General features: G+C 66.0%; 14 protein-coding genes. 4 read left to right on the top strand and 10 right to left on the bottom strand.

Annotated elements, in window-relative coordinates:
- Position 1: 1 nt before the first annotated feature.
- Together Q1W68_RS01840 and Q1W68_RS01835 are read left to right on the top strand one after the other, a co-directional pair.
- Positions 2 to 616, top strand: a complete 615-nt coding sequence (locus Q1W68_RS01840) for a YceI family protein (protein ID WP_300651484.1) — start codon at positions 2 to 4, stop codon at positions 614 to 616.
- Positions 613 to 2,328: a sulfatase-like hydrolase/transferase gene (locus Q1W68_RS01835; protein WP_300651486.1), complete on the top strand. Its 1,716-nt coding sequence runs from the start codon at positions 613 to 615 to the stop codon at positions 2,326 to 2,328. Before Q1W68_RS01840 ends, Q1W68_RS01835 begins: the two co-directional genes overlap by 4 nt.
- Positions 2,329 to 2,330: 2 nt before the next feature.
- Here the strand turns inward: Q1W68_RS01835 and Q1W68_RS01830 are convergent, their stop codons facing one another.
- The 3 genes from Q1W68_RS01830 to guaB all read right to left on the bottom strand — a co-directional run bounded on the left by Q1W68_RS01830 (position 2,331) and on the right by guaB (position 6,259).
- A complete protein-coding gene (locus Q1W68_RS01830; RefSeq protein WP_300651488.1) occupies positions 2,331 to 3,089 on the bottom strand; it encodes an FkbM family methyltransferase in 759 nt (252 codons plus the stop codon).
- A 12-nt stretch (positions 3,090 to 3,101) separates the two neighbouring features.
- A complete protein-coding gene (gene guaA, locus Q1W68_RS01825) occupies positions 3,102 to 4,718 on the bottom strand; it encodes a glutamine-hydrolyzing GMP synthase (protein ID WP_300715491.1) in 1,617 nt (538 codons plus the stop codon).
- 71 nt (positions 4,719 to 4,789) lie between these two features.
- Positions 4,790 to 6,259 carry an IMP dehydrogenase gene (guaB, locus tag Q1W68_RS01820; protein ID WP_300715490.1) on the bottom strand — a complete coding sequence of 490 codons (1,470 nt, stop codon included), beginning with the start codon at positions 6,257 to 6,259 and terminating at the stop codon, positions 4,790 to 4,792.
- 171 nt (positions 6,260 to 6,430) lie between these two features.
- On the opposite strand from guaB, the gene Q1W68_RS01815 reads away from it, so the two are divergent.
- A complete protein-coding gene (locus Q1W68_RS01815) occupies positions 6,431 to 6,970 on the top strand; it encodes a DUF4124 domain-containing protein (RefSeq protein ID WP_300651495.1) in 540 nt (179 codons plus the stop codon).
- Between the two features lie 22 nt (positions 6,971 to 6,992).
- Here Q1W68_RS01815 and Q1W68_RS01810 read toward each other — a convergent pair whose 3' ends face one another.
- The gene (locus Q1W68_RS01810) at positions 6,993 to 7,322 is read right to left on the bottom strand and encodes an RnfH family protein (RefSeq protein WP_300651498.1); all 330 of its coding nucleotides are present in this window, start codon (positions 7,320 to 7,322) and stop codon (positions 6,993 to 6,995) included.
- Between the two features lie 5 nt (positions 7,323 to 7,327).
- A complete protein-coding gene (locus Q1W68_RS01805) occupies positions 7,328 to 7,774 on the bottom strand; it encodes a type II toxin-antitoxin system RatA family toxin (protein WP_300651501.1) in 447 nt (148 codons plus the stop codon).
- A gap of 48 nt (positions 7,775 to 7,822) precedes the next feature.
- On the opposite strand from Q1W68_RS01805, the gene smpB reads away from it, so the two are divergent.
- Positions 7,823 to 8,317, top strand: a complete 495-nt coding sequence (gene smpB, locus Q1W68_RS01800) for an SsrA-binding protein SmpB (protein ID WP_300715489.1) — start codon at positions 7,823 to 7,825, stop codon at positions 8,315 to 8,317.
- Positions 8,318 to 8,332: 15 nt separating this feature from the next.
- Here the strand turns inward: smpB and Q1W68_RS01795 are convergent, their stop codons facing one another.
- From Q1W68_RS01795 to rbfA, 5 genes are read right to left on the bottom strand one after another with little or no spacing between them, the layout of a single operon-like run.
- Positions 8,333 to 9,433 (bottom strand): enoyl-CoA hydratase/isomerase family protein, encoded by a 1,101-nt coding sequence (locus Q1W68_RS01795; RefSeq protein WP_300651507.1) that lies wholly within the window; start codon positions 9,431 to 9,433, stop codon positions 8,333 to 8,335.
- Between the two features lie 22 nt (positions 9,434 to 9,455).
- Positions 9,456 to 10,475, bottom strand: a complete 1,020-nt coding sequence (locus Q1W68_RS01790) for a DMT family transporter (RefSeq protein WP_300651510.1) — start codon at positions 10,473 to 10,475, stop codon at positions 9,456 to 9,458.
- A 50-nt stretch (positions 10,476 to 10,525) separates the two neighbouring features.
- Positions 10,526 to 12,349 carry a translational GTPase TypA gene (gene typA / locus Q1W68_RS01785; RefSeq protein WP_300715488.1) on the bottom strand — a complete coding sequence of 608 codons (1,824 nt, stop codon included), beginning with the start codon at positions 12,347 to 12,349 and terminating at the stop codon, positions 10,526 to 10,528.
- A complete protein-coding gene (truB, locus tag Q1W68_RS01780; protein ID WP_300715487.1) occupies positions 12,346 to 13,335 on the bottom strand; it encodes a tRNA pseudouridine(55) synthase TruB in 990 nt (329 codons plus the stop codon). The genes typA and truB overlap by 4 nt, the downstream gene beginning before the upstream one ends.
- A 2-nt stretch (positions 13,336 to 13,337) precedes the next feature.
- Positions 13,338 to 13,709 carry a 30S ribosome-binding factor RbfA gene (gene rbfA / locus Q1W68_RS01775; RefSeq protein ID WP_300715486.1) on the bottom strand — a complete coding sequence of 124 codons (372 nt, stop codon included), beginning with the start codon at positions 13,707 to 13,709 and terminating at the stop codon, positions 13,338 to 13,340.
- Positions 13,710 to 13,711: the final 2 nt, after the last annotated feature.

Here is a 13,711-nt window from a genome sequence, read left to right as displayed (position 1 = left end):
CATGCGTGTCACCCTCTTGAAAACCGCCCTCACCTGGGCAGCGTTCGCGGCCAGTGCCCCGCTGCTGATCGGCACCGCCCACGCCCAGGTCGCCCGCTACGAACTCGACCCCGACCACACCACCGTGGCCTTCCTGGTCGACCACATCGGCTACGCCAAGGTGCTGGGCCTGTTCCGCTCCGCGCGCGGCAGCTACCGCTTCGACGAAGCCACGGCCACGCTCTCGGAAGTGCGCATCGAGGTGGAAACCGCCAGCGTGTTCAGCAACCAGCGCAAGCGCGACGACCACCTCAAAGGCCCGGACTTCCTCAACAGCGGTGAGTTTCCCAAGATGGTGTTCACCGCCACCAGCGCCAAGCGCACCGGCGACAAAACCTTCGACATCGGCGGGCAGCTCGAATTGCTGGGCAAGTCCCAACCGCTCACCTTGCAAGCCACCTGGAACAAGAGCGCCGAGTCGCCCCTGGGCGGACCGCTGGGCAAGCCCTATGTGATGGGCGTGTCCGCGCGCGGCAGTTTCAAGCGCAGTGCCTACGGCATGAACTACGCGGTGGCCAACGGCTGGGTCGGTGACGACATCCCGCTCATCATTGAATTCGAGGCCGTGCGCAAGTGAGGTTCGCACCGCCGCGGGCGGCGCCGCCGTCGGCGTCGGGCTGGCTGCTGCGGTTTGCCCTGGCCTTCGGGCTGCTCAACACCCTGCTCACCTTCGAGAACCGCTGGCCGGGTTTCGGCGTGGCCTACATGCCGCGCCTGTCGTTCGAGCTATGTATGGGCATGGTGGCGTTGATGGCCTGGGTGGCCTGGCGCGGTGGCCTCTCGTCTCGCGCTGCCTGGGTTTGCACCGCTGGCTTCGTGGCCTTGGTGCTGGTGCGCTACGCCAACGTCACCGCGCCCGCCGTGATGGGGCGCCCGGTCAATGTGTACTGGGACGGGCGTCACGCGGGCGAATTGCTCCGGGTGGCGGCGCAGGCGATGCCGGGCTGGCAAGTGGCCGCAGCGATCTTCGCGCTGCTGGTGGGTGGTCTGGTGCTCGCGCTGGTGGTGCGCGGGTCCATCGGTTTGCTCGCGGGCTGCCTGGTGTGGACCCGTCCCCGGCCGTGGCTGCTGTCCGGCGTGGGCGCTTGTGCGCTCAGCTTTGCCGCGTACGTGCCCGACCAGCGTGACACGCGCTGGTTCTTCTCGTTGCCCGTCACCCCGACGCTGTTGAAGCAGGGCCAGCTGCTGGCCCAGGTGTGGCTGCCGGGGAGGGCGCGGGCGGCGCTGGGACCCAGCCCCCGGTTCGACGGTGACCTGTCCGGCCTGGTGGGTGCCAACGGTCCCGCCGACGTGTTGCTGGTGTTTGCCGAGTCCTACGGCGCCATCACCTTCGACGACGCCCGCCAGGCTGCCGCGCTGGCCGGGCCGCGCGCCGAGCTGGCGCAGGCCATCGACGCCAGCGGACGCTTTGTGGTCTCGGCGCGCGTCACCGCACCCACCTTCGGCGGCTCGTCCTGGCTCTCCCACGCCGCGCTGCTCAGTGGTGTGGACACCGCCGACCCCGCCGACCACGACCTGCTGATGACCAGCCAGCGACCCACCCTCGTGAGCCACTTCGCCCGCCACGGCTACCGCACGGTCGGCTGGATGCCCGGCCTCAAGCAGCCCTGGCCCGAGGGCGCGTTCTACGGCTTCGATCGCTTGGCCGACGACGCCGGCATCGGCTATCGGGGACCCGACTTCGGCTACTGGCGCATCCCCGACCAGGCGGCGATGGCGCTGCTGCAGGCGCAGGAACTCGAGCGCACCGCGCCGCGCCAGCCGCGCTTCGCCGTGTTCGCCACCACCAGCACCCATGCGCCGTTTCACCCGATCGCGCCCTTCGTGAACGACTGGGCCTCGTTGACCCGGCCCGACGCGTTTGCCGGCGTGGCCACAGCGCCCGCCACGGGGTCGTTGATCCAACCCTGGCCCCAGTACCTGGAAGGCATGCGCTACCAGCACGCGTGGATGGCCGACTACCTGCGTCAACGGGCGCCTCGCCCCATGGTGATGGTGATCGTGGGCGATCACCAGCCACCGGCCCTGGTGAGCGGGCGGGGAGCGTCCTGGGACGTGCCGGTGCACGTGATCAGTGACGATGCGGCCTGGCTGCAGCGCTTGCTGGGCAGCGGTTTCGTGGCGGGACTCACCCCGCCGCCCACGTCGATGGGCAGCATGCCGGCCCTCACTGCGGTGTTGTTGAATGCCTTCGATGCGCCCGGCGCCCGCGAGACCCGGGGCATCGACCATGTGGCGCGACCAGCCGATCCCGCCTCGTCAAAAGACCGATCGCCGTCTGGCTCCTGATCTCAGGGCTCCCGCCAGGCGTGCACGTCGCCGGACGGGCCGTCGATGGGCATGTCCCGCAACCACGCGCGCATGGTGTCGGCCGACGCACCTTGTGGCTGCAAGAGGCGCAGCCGTTCACCCAGCGACACGGCATACCGGTAGCGCCCTTTGCCGGCCAGGGTTTCCAGCCGGTCGATGCAACCCAAGGCCACATCGCGCACCGCTGGCAGGAACTCGAACGACACCGCCGGCACCGGCTGGCTCAGACCCATGAGCACGTCCAGCTCGAAACCTTCCACGTCGATTTTCACGAAGTCGGGGATGCCGTGTGTGGCGATCAAGGCGTCCAGCGTGGTCACCTCCACCATCGGCCCCACCTGCCATTGCACGCCACGAAACGACGGCGCGGCCCCTGCGCGTTCCACAAAATCGGTGGAGAGCGTGGCCACCGTGGGGGTGCGAGGACTGGCCATCAAGCGCGCCTGACCCGGTGCACGGCCCAGCGCCTGCGGCAGCAGCGTCACCTGGCGATCGCCACCGAAGCGGCGCTGCAACAGCTTCAAAAAATCGGCCTGCGGCTCCAGCGCCACCACCCGCGCGCCCAGCCCGCGAAACGCCGCGACCCGGTTGCCGGCGTGCGCTCCCACATCAAAAGCCAGGCCGCCAGCGGGCACAAAACGGCGGTAGAACCGCCGCAACTGCGTGCCGCGCCAGGGAATGGTCCGGTAGACCAGCAGCGAACGCAGCAGGCCGAGCTGGCGGTCGAGTTGCTCGCCCATGCGGCGGCTACCTCACTCCCACTCGATCGTGGCCGGCGGCTTGCTGCTCACGTCGTAGGTCACGCGGTTGATGCCGCGCACCTCGTTGATGATGCGGCTGCTGACCTTCTTGAACAATGAATACGGCAGCTCGGCCCAGTCGGCGGTCATGAAGTCGCTGGTCTGCACCGCGCGCAGCGCGACCACGTAGTCGTAGGTGCGGCCGTCGCCCATCACGCCGACGCTCTTGACCGGCAGGAAGACGGTGAAGGCCTGGCTGGTGAGGTCGTACCAGCTCTTGCCACTGTTGTGGTCGATGGTGGAGCGCAGTTCTTCAATGAAGATCGCGTCGGCCCGGCGCAGCAGATCCGCGTACTCCTTCTTCACTTCGCCCAGGATGCGAACGCCCAGCCCGGGGCCTGGGAAGGGGTGGCGGTAGACCATGTCGTGCGGCAGACCGAGCGCCACGCCGAGTTCGCGCACTTCGTCCTTGAACAGATCGCGCAGCGGCTCCAGGAGTTTCAGGCCCAGCTGCTCGGGCAGGCCACCCACGTTGTGGTGGCTCTTGATGGTCACGGCCTTCTTGCTCTTGGCGCCGCCGGATTCGATCACGTCCGGGTAAATAGTGCCTTGTGCCAACCACTTGGCGCCTTTTGTTGATGCACCACTTGAAATGAGTTTGGCGGCTTCGGCCTTGAAAACCTCGACGAATTCGCGGCCGATGATCTTGCGCTTGGCCTCCGGCTCGCTCACGCCGGCCAAGTGCCCCAGGAACTGGTCGGCCGCGTCCACGCGGATCACCTTGGCGTGCAGCTTGCCGACAAACATGTCCATCACCATGTCGCCCTCGTTCAGGCGCAGCAGGCCGTGGTCGACGAACACACAGGTGAGCTGGTCGCCGATGGCGCGGTGGATCAGCGCCGCGGCCACCGACGAATCGACACCGCCCGACAGGCCGAGGATCACCTCTTCGTCGCCGACCTGGGCGCGGATGTGCGCCACGGCTTCGGCGATGTAGTCGCCCATGATCCAGTCGCCGCGGCAGCCGGCGATGTCGCGCACGAAGCGCGTCAGCATCGCCGCGCCCTGCAGCGTGTGCGTCACCTCGGGGTGGAACTGCAGCGCGTAGTAGCCGCGCGCTTCGTCGGCCATGCCGGCGATCGGGCAGCTCGGGGTGCTGGCCATGAGCTTGAAGCCGGGCGGCAGCTCGGTGACCTTGTCGCCGTGGCTCATCCAGACCTTGAGCATGCCGTGGCCTTCGGGGGTGTGGAAGTCGGCGATGTCTTTCAGCAGCGCGGTGTGGCCGCGCGCACGCACCTCGGCGTAGCCGAACTCGCGCGAGTTCGAGCCTTCCACCTTGCCGCCGAGCTGCTGTGCCATCGTCTGCATGCCGTAGCAGATGCCCAGCACCGGGATGCCGAGTTCGTAAACCGCATCGGGCGCCTTGTCGTCCACCTCGTACACGCTGGCGTGGCTGCCGGAGAGGATCACGCCCTTGAGCTGCCCGTCGGCGGCGAACTCGCGCACCCAGTCGCTGCTGACGTCGCACGGATGCACTTCGCAATAGACATGCGCCTCGCGCACACGGCGGGCGATCAGCTGGGTGACCTGGGAACCGAAATCGAGGATGAGGATTTTCTGGTGCTGCATGGCGTTGTCTGGCAGGGCTGTTCAGAAAGCAAAAAGGCCGTCCATCGGGACGGCCACTGGCGCAGGGGTGTTCACTCCGCGCGGTAGTTCGGGGCTTCTTTGGTGATCTGCACATCGTGCACATGGCTCTCGCGGATGCCCGCCGATGTGATCTCGACAAACTCCGCCGTGCTGCGCATGTCTTCGATGCCGGCGCAACCGCAGTAACCCATGGCTGCGCGCAAACCGCCGGCCATCTGGAAGATGATGGAGACCACCGAACCCTTGTAGGGCACCCGGCCTTCAATGCCTTCGGGCACCAGCTTGTCGGCGTTGGGGTTGCCGGTGCTGCTTTCCTGGAAGTAGCGGTCGGCGCTGCCCTGTTGCATGGCGCCGATGGAGCCCATGCCGCGGTAACCCTTGTAGCTGCGACCCTGGAACAGCACGATCTCACCCGGTGATTCTTCGGTGCCGGCGAACATGCCGCCCATCATCACGGTGTGGGCGCCCGCGGCGATGGCCTTGGCGATGTCACCGCTGTAGCGGATGCCACCGTCGGCGATCATCGGTACGCCCGTGCCCTGCAACGCGGTGGCCACGCTGTCGATGGCCATGATCTGAGGCACGCCCACGCCGGCCACGATGCGGGTGGTGCAGATCGAGCCCGGGCCGATGCCGACCTTGACCGCATCGGCACCCGCTTCCGCCAGCGCCAGCGCGGCGGCGCCGGTGGCGATGTTGCCGCCGATCACGTCGATCTGCGGGTAGTTCTGCTTGACCCAGCGCACGCGGTCGATCACGCCTTTGCTGTGGCCGTGCGCGGTGTCGACCACGATGGCGTCCACACCGGCCTTGACCAGCGCTTCCACGCGCTCTTCGGTGCCTTCACCCACGCCCACGGCGGCGCCCACGCGCAGGCGGCCCGACGGGTCGCGCGCGGCGTTGGGGAAATTGAGCTGTTTGGTGATGTCTTTCACCGTGATCAGCCCCTTGAGCTCAAAGCCGTCGTTGACCAGCAGCAGGCGCTCCAGCTTGTGCTTGTTGAGCAGGGTCTTGGCCTCGGCCGGCGTGGTGCCGTCGGGCATGGTGATCAGGCGCTCGCGCGGCGTCATGATCTCGCTCACCGGCAGGTCGTAGCGGGTCTCGAAACGCAGGTCGCGGCCGGTCACAATGCCGACCACGCGGCCGGCTTCGACCACCGGGAACCCGGAGATGCCGAGTTCGTCGGAGAGCTTCATGACCTGGCGAATCGTGGTCGCGGGCGAGATCACTACCGGGTCGCGCAGCACACCGGACTCGTAGCGCTTGACCTTGGCCACCTGGGCTGCCTGCTCCTGCGGCGTGAGGTTCTTGTGGATGATGCCGATGCCGCCTTCCTGAGCGATGGCGATCGCCAGACGGGCTTCGGTCACCGTGTCCATGGCCGCGGAGACCAGGGGCAGGTTGAGCTGGATGTTGCGGGAAAACTGGGTGGAGAGAGAGGTGTCCTTGGGCAGGACCTGGGAGTACGCTGGCACCAGCAACACGTCGTCGAAGGTGAGCGCTTTGCCGAGTAGGCGCATGGGAAAGCTCCAAAAGCGTCGATTGTAGCCGCCCGCTCCGCGGGCAAACCCACGGTTGGGAACGTCCCTGCCCGACCGCTCAGTGCGGAAAAACCACCGCTGCGTCTGCTGGTGCGGCGCCCTCGCCCCGTGGAGTGGGGCCACCTCGGCACTCAGGGCTAAACTCGCGAAATGTCACAAGCCCTCACCTCCCGACCGTCCTGGCGCGCCACCTTGTTGATGGGTCTGCTGCTGGCCTGCAGCTCTGCCGCCATGGCGCAATGGCAATGGATCGACGGCACCGGCCGCAAGGTTTTCAGCGATACCCCGCCACCGGCCAGCATCCCCGACAAAAGCATCCTCAAGAAACCCGGTTCGGGCATGACGCTGCCCGCACCCATCGCCGAGCCAGCGGCAGCGCCCGGGGCCACCGCAGCGCCGGCCGCGCCGCAAATCCCGGTTCGCGACACCGAACTCGAAGCCAAAAAGAAGCAGGCTGAGCAGGCCGAAGAGGCCAAGAAGAAGGTCGAGATGGAACGGCAGCTCAAAGCGCGTGCGGACAGTTGCGAGCGCGCCCGCAAGGCGAAGGTCACCATGGATTCCGGCGTCCGCCTGGCGACCACCAACGCCAAGGGCGAACGCGAGGTCATGGACGACAAAGCGAGGGCCGCCGAAACACAGCGCATGGAAGGGATCATTCGCAGCGACTGCGGACCGCTGCCCAAACAGTGATCCGCCTCCGGGCAGCGAAGTTTCAGTAGCCGGCCTTGGAGCCGGCTTTTCTTCGCGCGAACAGGCCGGTGCCCCGCGCGCCCTGCCCCACAAAGCGCTCCCGCCGAGCTACCTTCGGGTCCACGCGCAACGCCCGGTAGACCTCCAGGCGATCGCCTTCACGCAGGACATGTTCGCGTCCCACGCGCCGCCCCCACACGCCCAGCGTGAGTGCCTGCGTGCCCAGATCGGGGTATGCCTTCAGCCAGCCTGCCTGATCCAGCGCCACGTGGGCCGTGCATCCGGCGGGCACCCGCAACTGGAGTTCGAGCACCTCGCGCGGTGCAGGCGAAAACATCAAGGTGACCTGCATGCGGATCAGTCGGCGCCGTAGACCTGATCGGCGCGCTTGACGAAGGCGTCCACCAGGCTGCCGGCGATCTTGTCAAACACCGGACCCACCAGCGCGGCCAGTGTGGTGCTGGAGAAACCGTAGCTCAGGGTGAACTCCACTTTGCAGGCGCGCTGCGTGCCGTCGCCAATCGGGGTGAATTCCCACACGCCATCGAGCTTGGAGAACGGGCCGTCGACCAGCTCCATGAGCACCTTGCGGTCGGTCTCGTGGGTGTTGCGGGTGGTGAAGCTCTGACGCAGCCCGCTGATGGCCATGCCCACGCGAGCGACCATGCCATCGTCGACTTGCTCGATCACCTCGCCGTGATCGCACCAAGGCAGAAACTGCGGGTAGTGTTCGATGTTGGTGACCAGCGCAAACATTTCGGGAGCGCTGTGCCACAGCAGGACGGACTTGTGAATCGTTTTCATACAATCAACCGCATTGTATTGGCCTGAAACGGCCGCACCTCGCGCGTCATGGCCACCAAAAACAGCAAAGCAACCCCCACCAAAGGCGTCGACAGCCGCATCGCCGACAACAAGAAGGCGTTCTTCAACTACGCCATCGAGGAACGTTTTGAAGCAGGCATGGTGCTCGAAGGTTGGGAGGTGAAAGCCCTGCGTGAAGGCAAGGTGCAGCTCACCGATGGCTACGTGGTCATCCGCACCGGGGAGCTGTTCCTCATTGGCTGCCAGATCAACGCGCTGTACACGGCGTCCACCCACATCAGCCCGGACTCGGTGCGCACCAAAAAACTGCTGCTGCACAAGGACGAAATCCGCCGCCTCATCGGCAAGGTCGAGCAGAAGGGCTACACACTCGTGCCGCTCAACCTGCACTGGAAGAACGGCAAGGTCAAATGCGAGTTGGCGCTGGCCAAGGGCAAGGCCGAGCACGACAAGCGCGACACGATCAAGGACCGCGAAGGCAAGCGCGAAGTCGACCGCGCCATGAAGTCGCGCAACCGCTGAGGCTGCGCTGCACCATCAGCGCAGGTGCCTGAGCGGGTGCGCCTCCGCTGCCCACGGGCTCTCGAAGAAGGCGGCCACCTGCGCTCTTCCCACGTCTTCAATGCGCTCGGGGTTCCAGCGCGGCTGGTGGTCCTTGTCCACCGCCAACGCACGAATCCCTTCCACGGTTTCACTGGCCGCCCCTGGGCCCAGGTGGAAGCATCGGTAGACCATGCCGCGCTCCATGCGCAGGTTGTCGGCCAGGCCGAGACCGCGGGCGCGGCGTACCTGCTCCAGCACCACGTGCAGCATCAGCGGCGAGCGGTGACGCAGCGTGGCGGCGGTGGCCTGGGCCCAGTCGCTGTTGTCCGACTCCAGTGTGGAGATGATGGCGTGCACGTCGGGCAGGCCGAATACCCGGTCGATGTCTTTGGCGGGCCAGCTGCCTGTGGCCACTGAAATGCTCAGGTGGCTGGCGCACCAGCGCTCCACCGAGGCACCGTTCTCGAACGGGGTCTGCGCCAGCGAATTCCACAGACCGGCGAGACGACCGGCATCGATGAAGCCGTCGGCCAGGCCGGCGGCCATGGCATCGCGCCCGCCCAGCACCTGCCCGGTGAGCGCAAGGTACTCCCCCAGGCGACCCGGGCATCGGCTCAGAAAGTAGCCGCCGCCCACGTCGGGGAACAAGCCGATGTGGGTCTCGGGCATGGCGAGTTTGCTGCGTTCGGTGACGATGCGCAGGCTCGCGCCCTGGCTGATGCCCATGCCGCCGCCCATGACGATGCCGTCCATGAAGGCGATGTAGGGCTTGCGGTAGGTGTGGATCAGGTGGTTGAGTGCGTACTCTTCGGTGAAAAAGTCCTCCAGCGACGCGTCCCCCGAAAGCGCCGCCTGGTGGAAGTAACGGATGTCGCCACCGGCGCAGAAGCTGCCGAACGGGCCTTCCTTGTTGACGCCGCGGATCGCCACAGCCAGCACCGCGTCGTCGTCTCTCCAGCGCTCCAATGCCTTTGCGATGCTGCGGATCATGTCGAGCGACAAGGCGTTGAGGGCCTTGGGCCGGTTGAGCGTGATGCAGCCGACGCGGCCCATCACTTCGGCAATGACGTGGGTTTCAGGCACAGGGACGTTCATCGTTGTTCTTCCGGAAAATCGTTCATTGGGGTGGCTGGTCGACGGTCTGGATGCGCGGTGTTCCCGCACGAGAACGCCAGCCCAGCAGCTCGTTGATCACCAGGGCGCCGATCACCAGGCTGCCACCGCGAAACACCTCGCCGCCCGGCACTTCGTGGGCCCAGACCCAGGCCAGCAGGATGCCAAAAATCACCTCCAGCAAAGCCAGGAGCGAGACCTCGGGCGCCTTGAGCACGCGCGCGCACACCACCGACAGCGCGCAGGGAATCGCCAGTTGCACCAGCCCGAGCATGGCCAGCCAGGCCACGTCGTTCCTGGTGGCTGCAAAGGGGGACGCGAACGGCAGCGTGAGGAGTGAGGAGATGACGGCACCGAGCAGCACCGAGGGCACGAGGTCGATTTTTTCGCCGTGGGTCTGGCTGCGTTGCACCACCGTCCAGTTGATGGCGCCTGCCACAGGCACACACAGCGCGGTGAGTGAACCCAGCAGCAGGCCGCCGGTGTCCATTTCAGGCCGCGTGAGCGCCTGGACAAACTGACTGCCGTACATGTAGGCAATGCCGGCGCCGGCCGCCAGAATGGCCAGCCAGGTGCGTGCTGCCAGCTTCTGGCCGATGAAGATGCGTGCCACCAATGCGGTGAGCAGCGGGCCGATCGACATGATGATCAGCACATTGGCCACGCTGGTGAAGGTCAGGGCCAGCATGAAAGCGGTGAACATCACCGACCAGCACACGCCCGAGATCCAGAACGCCGGCGATTCGGGAATCAGGCCCCAGTGGCGCTTGAGCCATCCGCGCACAGCAGAACCTGAGGCGGTTTCGACAAGCCGACCCTGACCGCGGTCCACTTTCCGCCAGACGGGCAGGATGACCAACAGGGACAGCGCGGTGAAGGCGCTGCGCCAGAACGTTACCTCGAACCGCGCCGCCGACTCCAGCTGGCGCGACACCACACCGGCGATCGACCACATCAGCGTGACCGCCAGCATGAGGAAAACCGCCTGGGTGTGCGTCAGGCGGTTGAGGGCTTGAAAAGGCATGGCCAGTTCAGGTCGCCGCTGCCGCAGCACAGCGCTGCGGCCCGCGCGGATCAGCTCTTCGAAGCGCGCTTGCGGTCGCTTTCCTTGAGGAAACGCTTGCGCAGGCGCACGCTCTTGGGCGTGATTTCAACCAGCTCGTCGTCCTCGATGAATTCCACGCCGTATTCGAGGTTGAGGTCGACCGGCGGGGTGATCTTGATCGCGTCTTCCTTGCCGCTGACGCGGAAGTTGGTCAGCTGCTTGGTGCGGGTGGCGTTGACGATCAGATCGTTGTCGCGGTTGTGGATGCCCACAATCATGCCTTCGTACACCGGGTCACCGGCGCGCACGAACATGCGGCCGCGGTCGTCGAGCTTGCCCAGGGCGTAGGTGAAGATCTCGCCATCGTCCATGGAGATCAGCACGCCGTTCTTGCGGCTGGCGATGTCGCCCTTGTGCGGCTCGTAGCCGTCGAAGATGTTGGCGATCAGGCCGGAGCCGCGCGTCAGGTTCAGGAATTCGTTGGTGAACCCGATCAGGCCACGCGCCGGAATGCGGTATTCCAGGCGCACACGCCCACGGCCATCGGGCTCCATGTTGGCCAGTTCGCCTTTGCGCTCGCCCAGGGCCTGCATCACGCCGCCCTGGTGTTGTTCTTCGATGTCGGCCGTCACCATCTCGATAGGCTCGTGGCGCACACCGTCGATGTCGCGGAACACCACGCGCGGCTTGGACACCGCGAGTTCGTAGCCTTCGCGGCGCATGTTTTCCAGCAGGATCGTCAGGTGCAGTTCACCGCGGCCCATCACTTCGAAGATGCCGTCTTCGTCGGTTTCCTTCACGCGCAGCGCGACGTTGTGCTGCAGCTCTTTCTGCAGGCGGTCCCAGATCTGGCGGCTGGTCACGTACTTGCCTTCGCGGCCGGCCAGCGGGCTGGTGTTCACGCAGAAGTTCATGGTCAGCGTCGGCTCGTCGATCTTGAGCATGGGCAGCGGCGCGGGGTTCAACGGATCGGTCACGGTCACGCCGATGCCGATGTCGGGAATGCCGTTGATCAAGACGATGTCGCCCGGGCCGGCTTCGGTCACCTGCACGCGGTCCAGACCCTGGAACTTCAGCACCTGGTTGACGCGGCCTTTGACGACCTTGCCGTCCACGCCTTCCATCACAACCACGTCCATGTTGGGCCTGATGGTGCCCTGGCTGATGCGGCCGACACCGATGCGGCCGACGAAGGTGGAGAAGTCGAGCGCGGAGACTTGCAACTGCAGCGGTGCCGCCGGGTCGCCGTCTTGCGGCTTGACGTGCTTGAGCACGGTGTTGAACAGGGCCGACATGTCGGGGCCCCACTGCTCGCCCGGTGCACCTTCGACCAGCGAGGTCCAGCCGTTGATGCCCGAGGCGTAAACGACCGGGAAGTCGAGCTGCTCGTCGTTGGCGCCGAGCTTGTCGAACAGATCAAACGCGGCGTTGATCACCGCGTCGGGGCGCGCGCCCGGCTTGTCGACCTTGTTCACCACCACGATGGGTTTCAGACCCAGGGCCAGCGCTTTCTTGGTCACGAAACGCGTCTGTGGCATCGGGCCTTCTTGCGCGTCGATCAGCAGCACGACACCGTCAACCATGGACAGCGCGCGTTCGACTTCACCACCGAAGTCCGCGTGGCCGGGGGTGTCGACGATGTTGATGTGCGTGCCTTCCCAGCTCACAGCGCAGTTCTTGGCCAGGATGGTGATGCCGCGCTCGCGTTCGATGGCGTTGTTGTCCATCACCGTGTCGACGATTTTTTCGTGCTCGGCGAAGGTGCCCGACTGGCGAAGCAGCTGGTCCACCATGGTGGTTTTGCCATGGTCAACGTGGGCAATGATGGCGATGTTGCGGATTTGTTTGCTCATGATGCGAGTTCCGGTGAGGTTTCCAGGATTTGCTGTATTTCGATGGGGCTCAGCAGCCGCCCCGGGATCAGTTCACCCGCTTGGGTGTGCGCGCTGCCCAGCAGCACGGCTTCTTGTGAGAACGATTCGTCGCCCGCCGGCACTGGACCGAAAACGGCCACGCGCTCGTTGTCGGCCCAGGCGCCCCGGCGGCGCAGGCCGCTCAAGAAACGCCCCGCATCGTCAGCGGCCAGCGTGACGGTTTCGTGTCCGTCCAGCAAGATCTGCACCGGCAGCAACAGCGCCGTGCGTTCGTTCTCGTCCAGCGCTTCCAGGGCTTGCAGCGTGATGCACTGCGAAGCGTTGAACGGGCCGGTTTCGGTGCGGCGCAACATGCTCAGATGACCGCCACAGCCCAGGGCCTCGGCGATGTCTTCGCCCAGCGTGCGGATGTAGGTGCCTTTGCTGCAGCGCACGCGCAGGCGCAGATGCGGTGCATCACCCTGGAGCTGCATGTCCAGCAGGTCCAGGTCGTGAATGACGACGTTGCGCGCTTCGCGCTCCACCGTCTCGCCCTCGCGGGCGTATTCGTACAGCGGCTTGCCGTCCTTCTTCAGGGCGCTGTGCATGGGCGGTACCTGGCTGATGGGGCCCATGAAGCCGTCGAGCACCTCGACCACCTGCCCCGGCGTGCAAGCCACGGTTCGGGTCTCGATCACCTCGCCCTCGGCGTCGCCGGTGCTGGTCTTCACGCCCAGGCGCACCACGGTCTCGTAGGTCTTGTCGGCATCCAGATGGATCTGGCTGAACTTGGTGGCCGCACCGAAACACAGCGGCAGCACACCGCTGGCCAGTGGGTCGAGCGTGCCGGTGTGGCCCGCCTTTTCCGCGCGCAACAACCACTTGGCTTTTTGCAAAGCCTGGTTGCTGGAGAGACCCAGCGGTTTGTCGAGCAACAGCACCCCATGCACAGGGCGCCGTTGCACCCTCGTGCGTGGCGCGTGCATGTTCACTCTTCCTTTGAACGAGAGGAAACCGCCTTGGAAATCAAGGCGTTCATGTCGGCCGCGCGCTCGGTGGTGCGGTCGAACACGAAGTGCAGCGTGGGCACGGTGTGGATGTGCAGCCGCTTGAACAGGCCGCTGCGCAGGAAACCCGCCGCTGCGTTGAGACCTTCCAGCGTTTCATCCGGGTCGCCCGTGAGCAGGCTGAAGAACACCTTGGCGTGTGCGTAGTCGGGCGTGACCTCGACCGCATTGATCGTGACCATGCCCACCCGCCGGTCTTTCAACTCGCGCGCGATCAGCTCGGCCAGATCGCGCTGGATCTGGTCGGCCACGCGGAAACCGCGGTTGGGGACGGATGAGGCTTTGCGAGGCATGG

Source organism: Hydrogenophaga sp. (assembly GCF_030158645.1).
GTDB lineage: Bacteria > Pseudomonadota > Gammaproteobacteria > Burkholderiales > Burkholderiaceae_C > Hydrogenophaga.
Note: the sequence above shows the minus strand (reverse complement) of the source record. Positions and strands in the feature narration are given on the sequence as shown.

What these genes read in the sequence shown, in the direction of transcription:
- truB (WP_300715487.1), bottom strand. Translation starts at nt 13,335, where the DNA reads ATGCACGCGCCACGCACGAGGGTGCAACGGCGCCCTGTGCATGGGGTG.
- Q1W68_RS01795 (WP_300651507.1), bottom strand. Translation starts at nt 9,433, where the DNA reads ATGAACGTCCCTGTGCCTGAAACCCACGTCATTGCCGAAGTGATGGGC.
- typA (WP_300715488.1), bottom strand. Translation starts at nt 12,349, where the DNA reads ATGAGCAAACAAATCCGCAACATCGCCATCATTGCCCACGTTGACCAT.
- Q1W68_RS01810 (WP_300651498.1), bottom strand. Translation starts at nt 7,322, where the DNA reads ATGCAGGTCACCTTGATGTTTTCGCCTGCACCGCGCGAGGTGCTCGAA.
- rbfA (WP_300715486.1), bottom strand. Translation starts at nt 13,709, where the DNA reads ATGCCTCGCAAAGCCTCATCCGTCCCCAACCGCGGTTTCCGCGTGGCC.
- guaB (WP_300715490.1), bottom strand. Translation starts at nt 6,259, where the DNA reads ATGCGCCTACTCGGCAAAGCGCTCACCTTCGACGACGTGTTGCTGGTG.
- Q1W68_RS01790 (WP_300651510.1), bottom strand. Translation starts at nt 10,475, where the DNA reads ATGCCTTTTCAAGCCCTCAACCGCCTGACGCACACCCAGGCGGTTTTC.
- Q1W68_RS01805 (WP_300651501.1), bottom strand. Translation starts at nt 7,774, where the DNA reads ATGAAAACGATTCACAAGTCCGTCCTGCTGTGGCACAGCGCTCCCGAA.
- smpB (WP_300715489.1), top strand. Translation starts at nt 7,823, where the DNA reads ATGGCCACCAAAAACAGCAAAGCAACCCCCACCAAAGGCGTCGACAGC.
- Q1W68_RS01815 (WP_300651495.1), top strand. Translation starts at nt 6,431, where the DNA reads ATGTCACAAGCCCTCACCTCCCGACCGTCCTGGCGCGCCACCTTGTTG.
- Q1W68_RS01840 (WP_300651484.1), top strand. Translation starts at nt 2, where the DNA reads ATGCGTGTCACCCTCTTGAAAACCGCCCTCACCTGGGCAGCGTTCGCG.
- Q1W68_RS01830 (WP_300651488.1), bottom strand. Translation starts at nt 3,089, where the DNA reads ATGGGCGAGCAACTCGACCGCCAGCTCGGCCTGCTGCGTTCGCTGCTG.
- guaA (WP_300715491.1), bottom strand. Translation starts at nt 4,718, where the DNA reads ATGCAGCACCAGAAAATCCTCATCCTCGATTTCGGTTCCCAGGTCACC.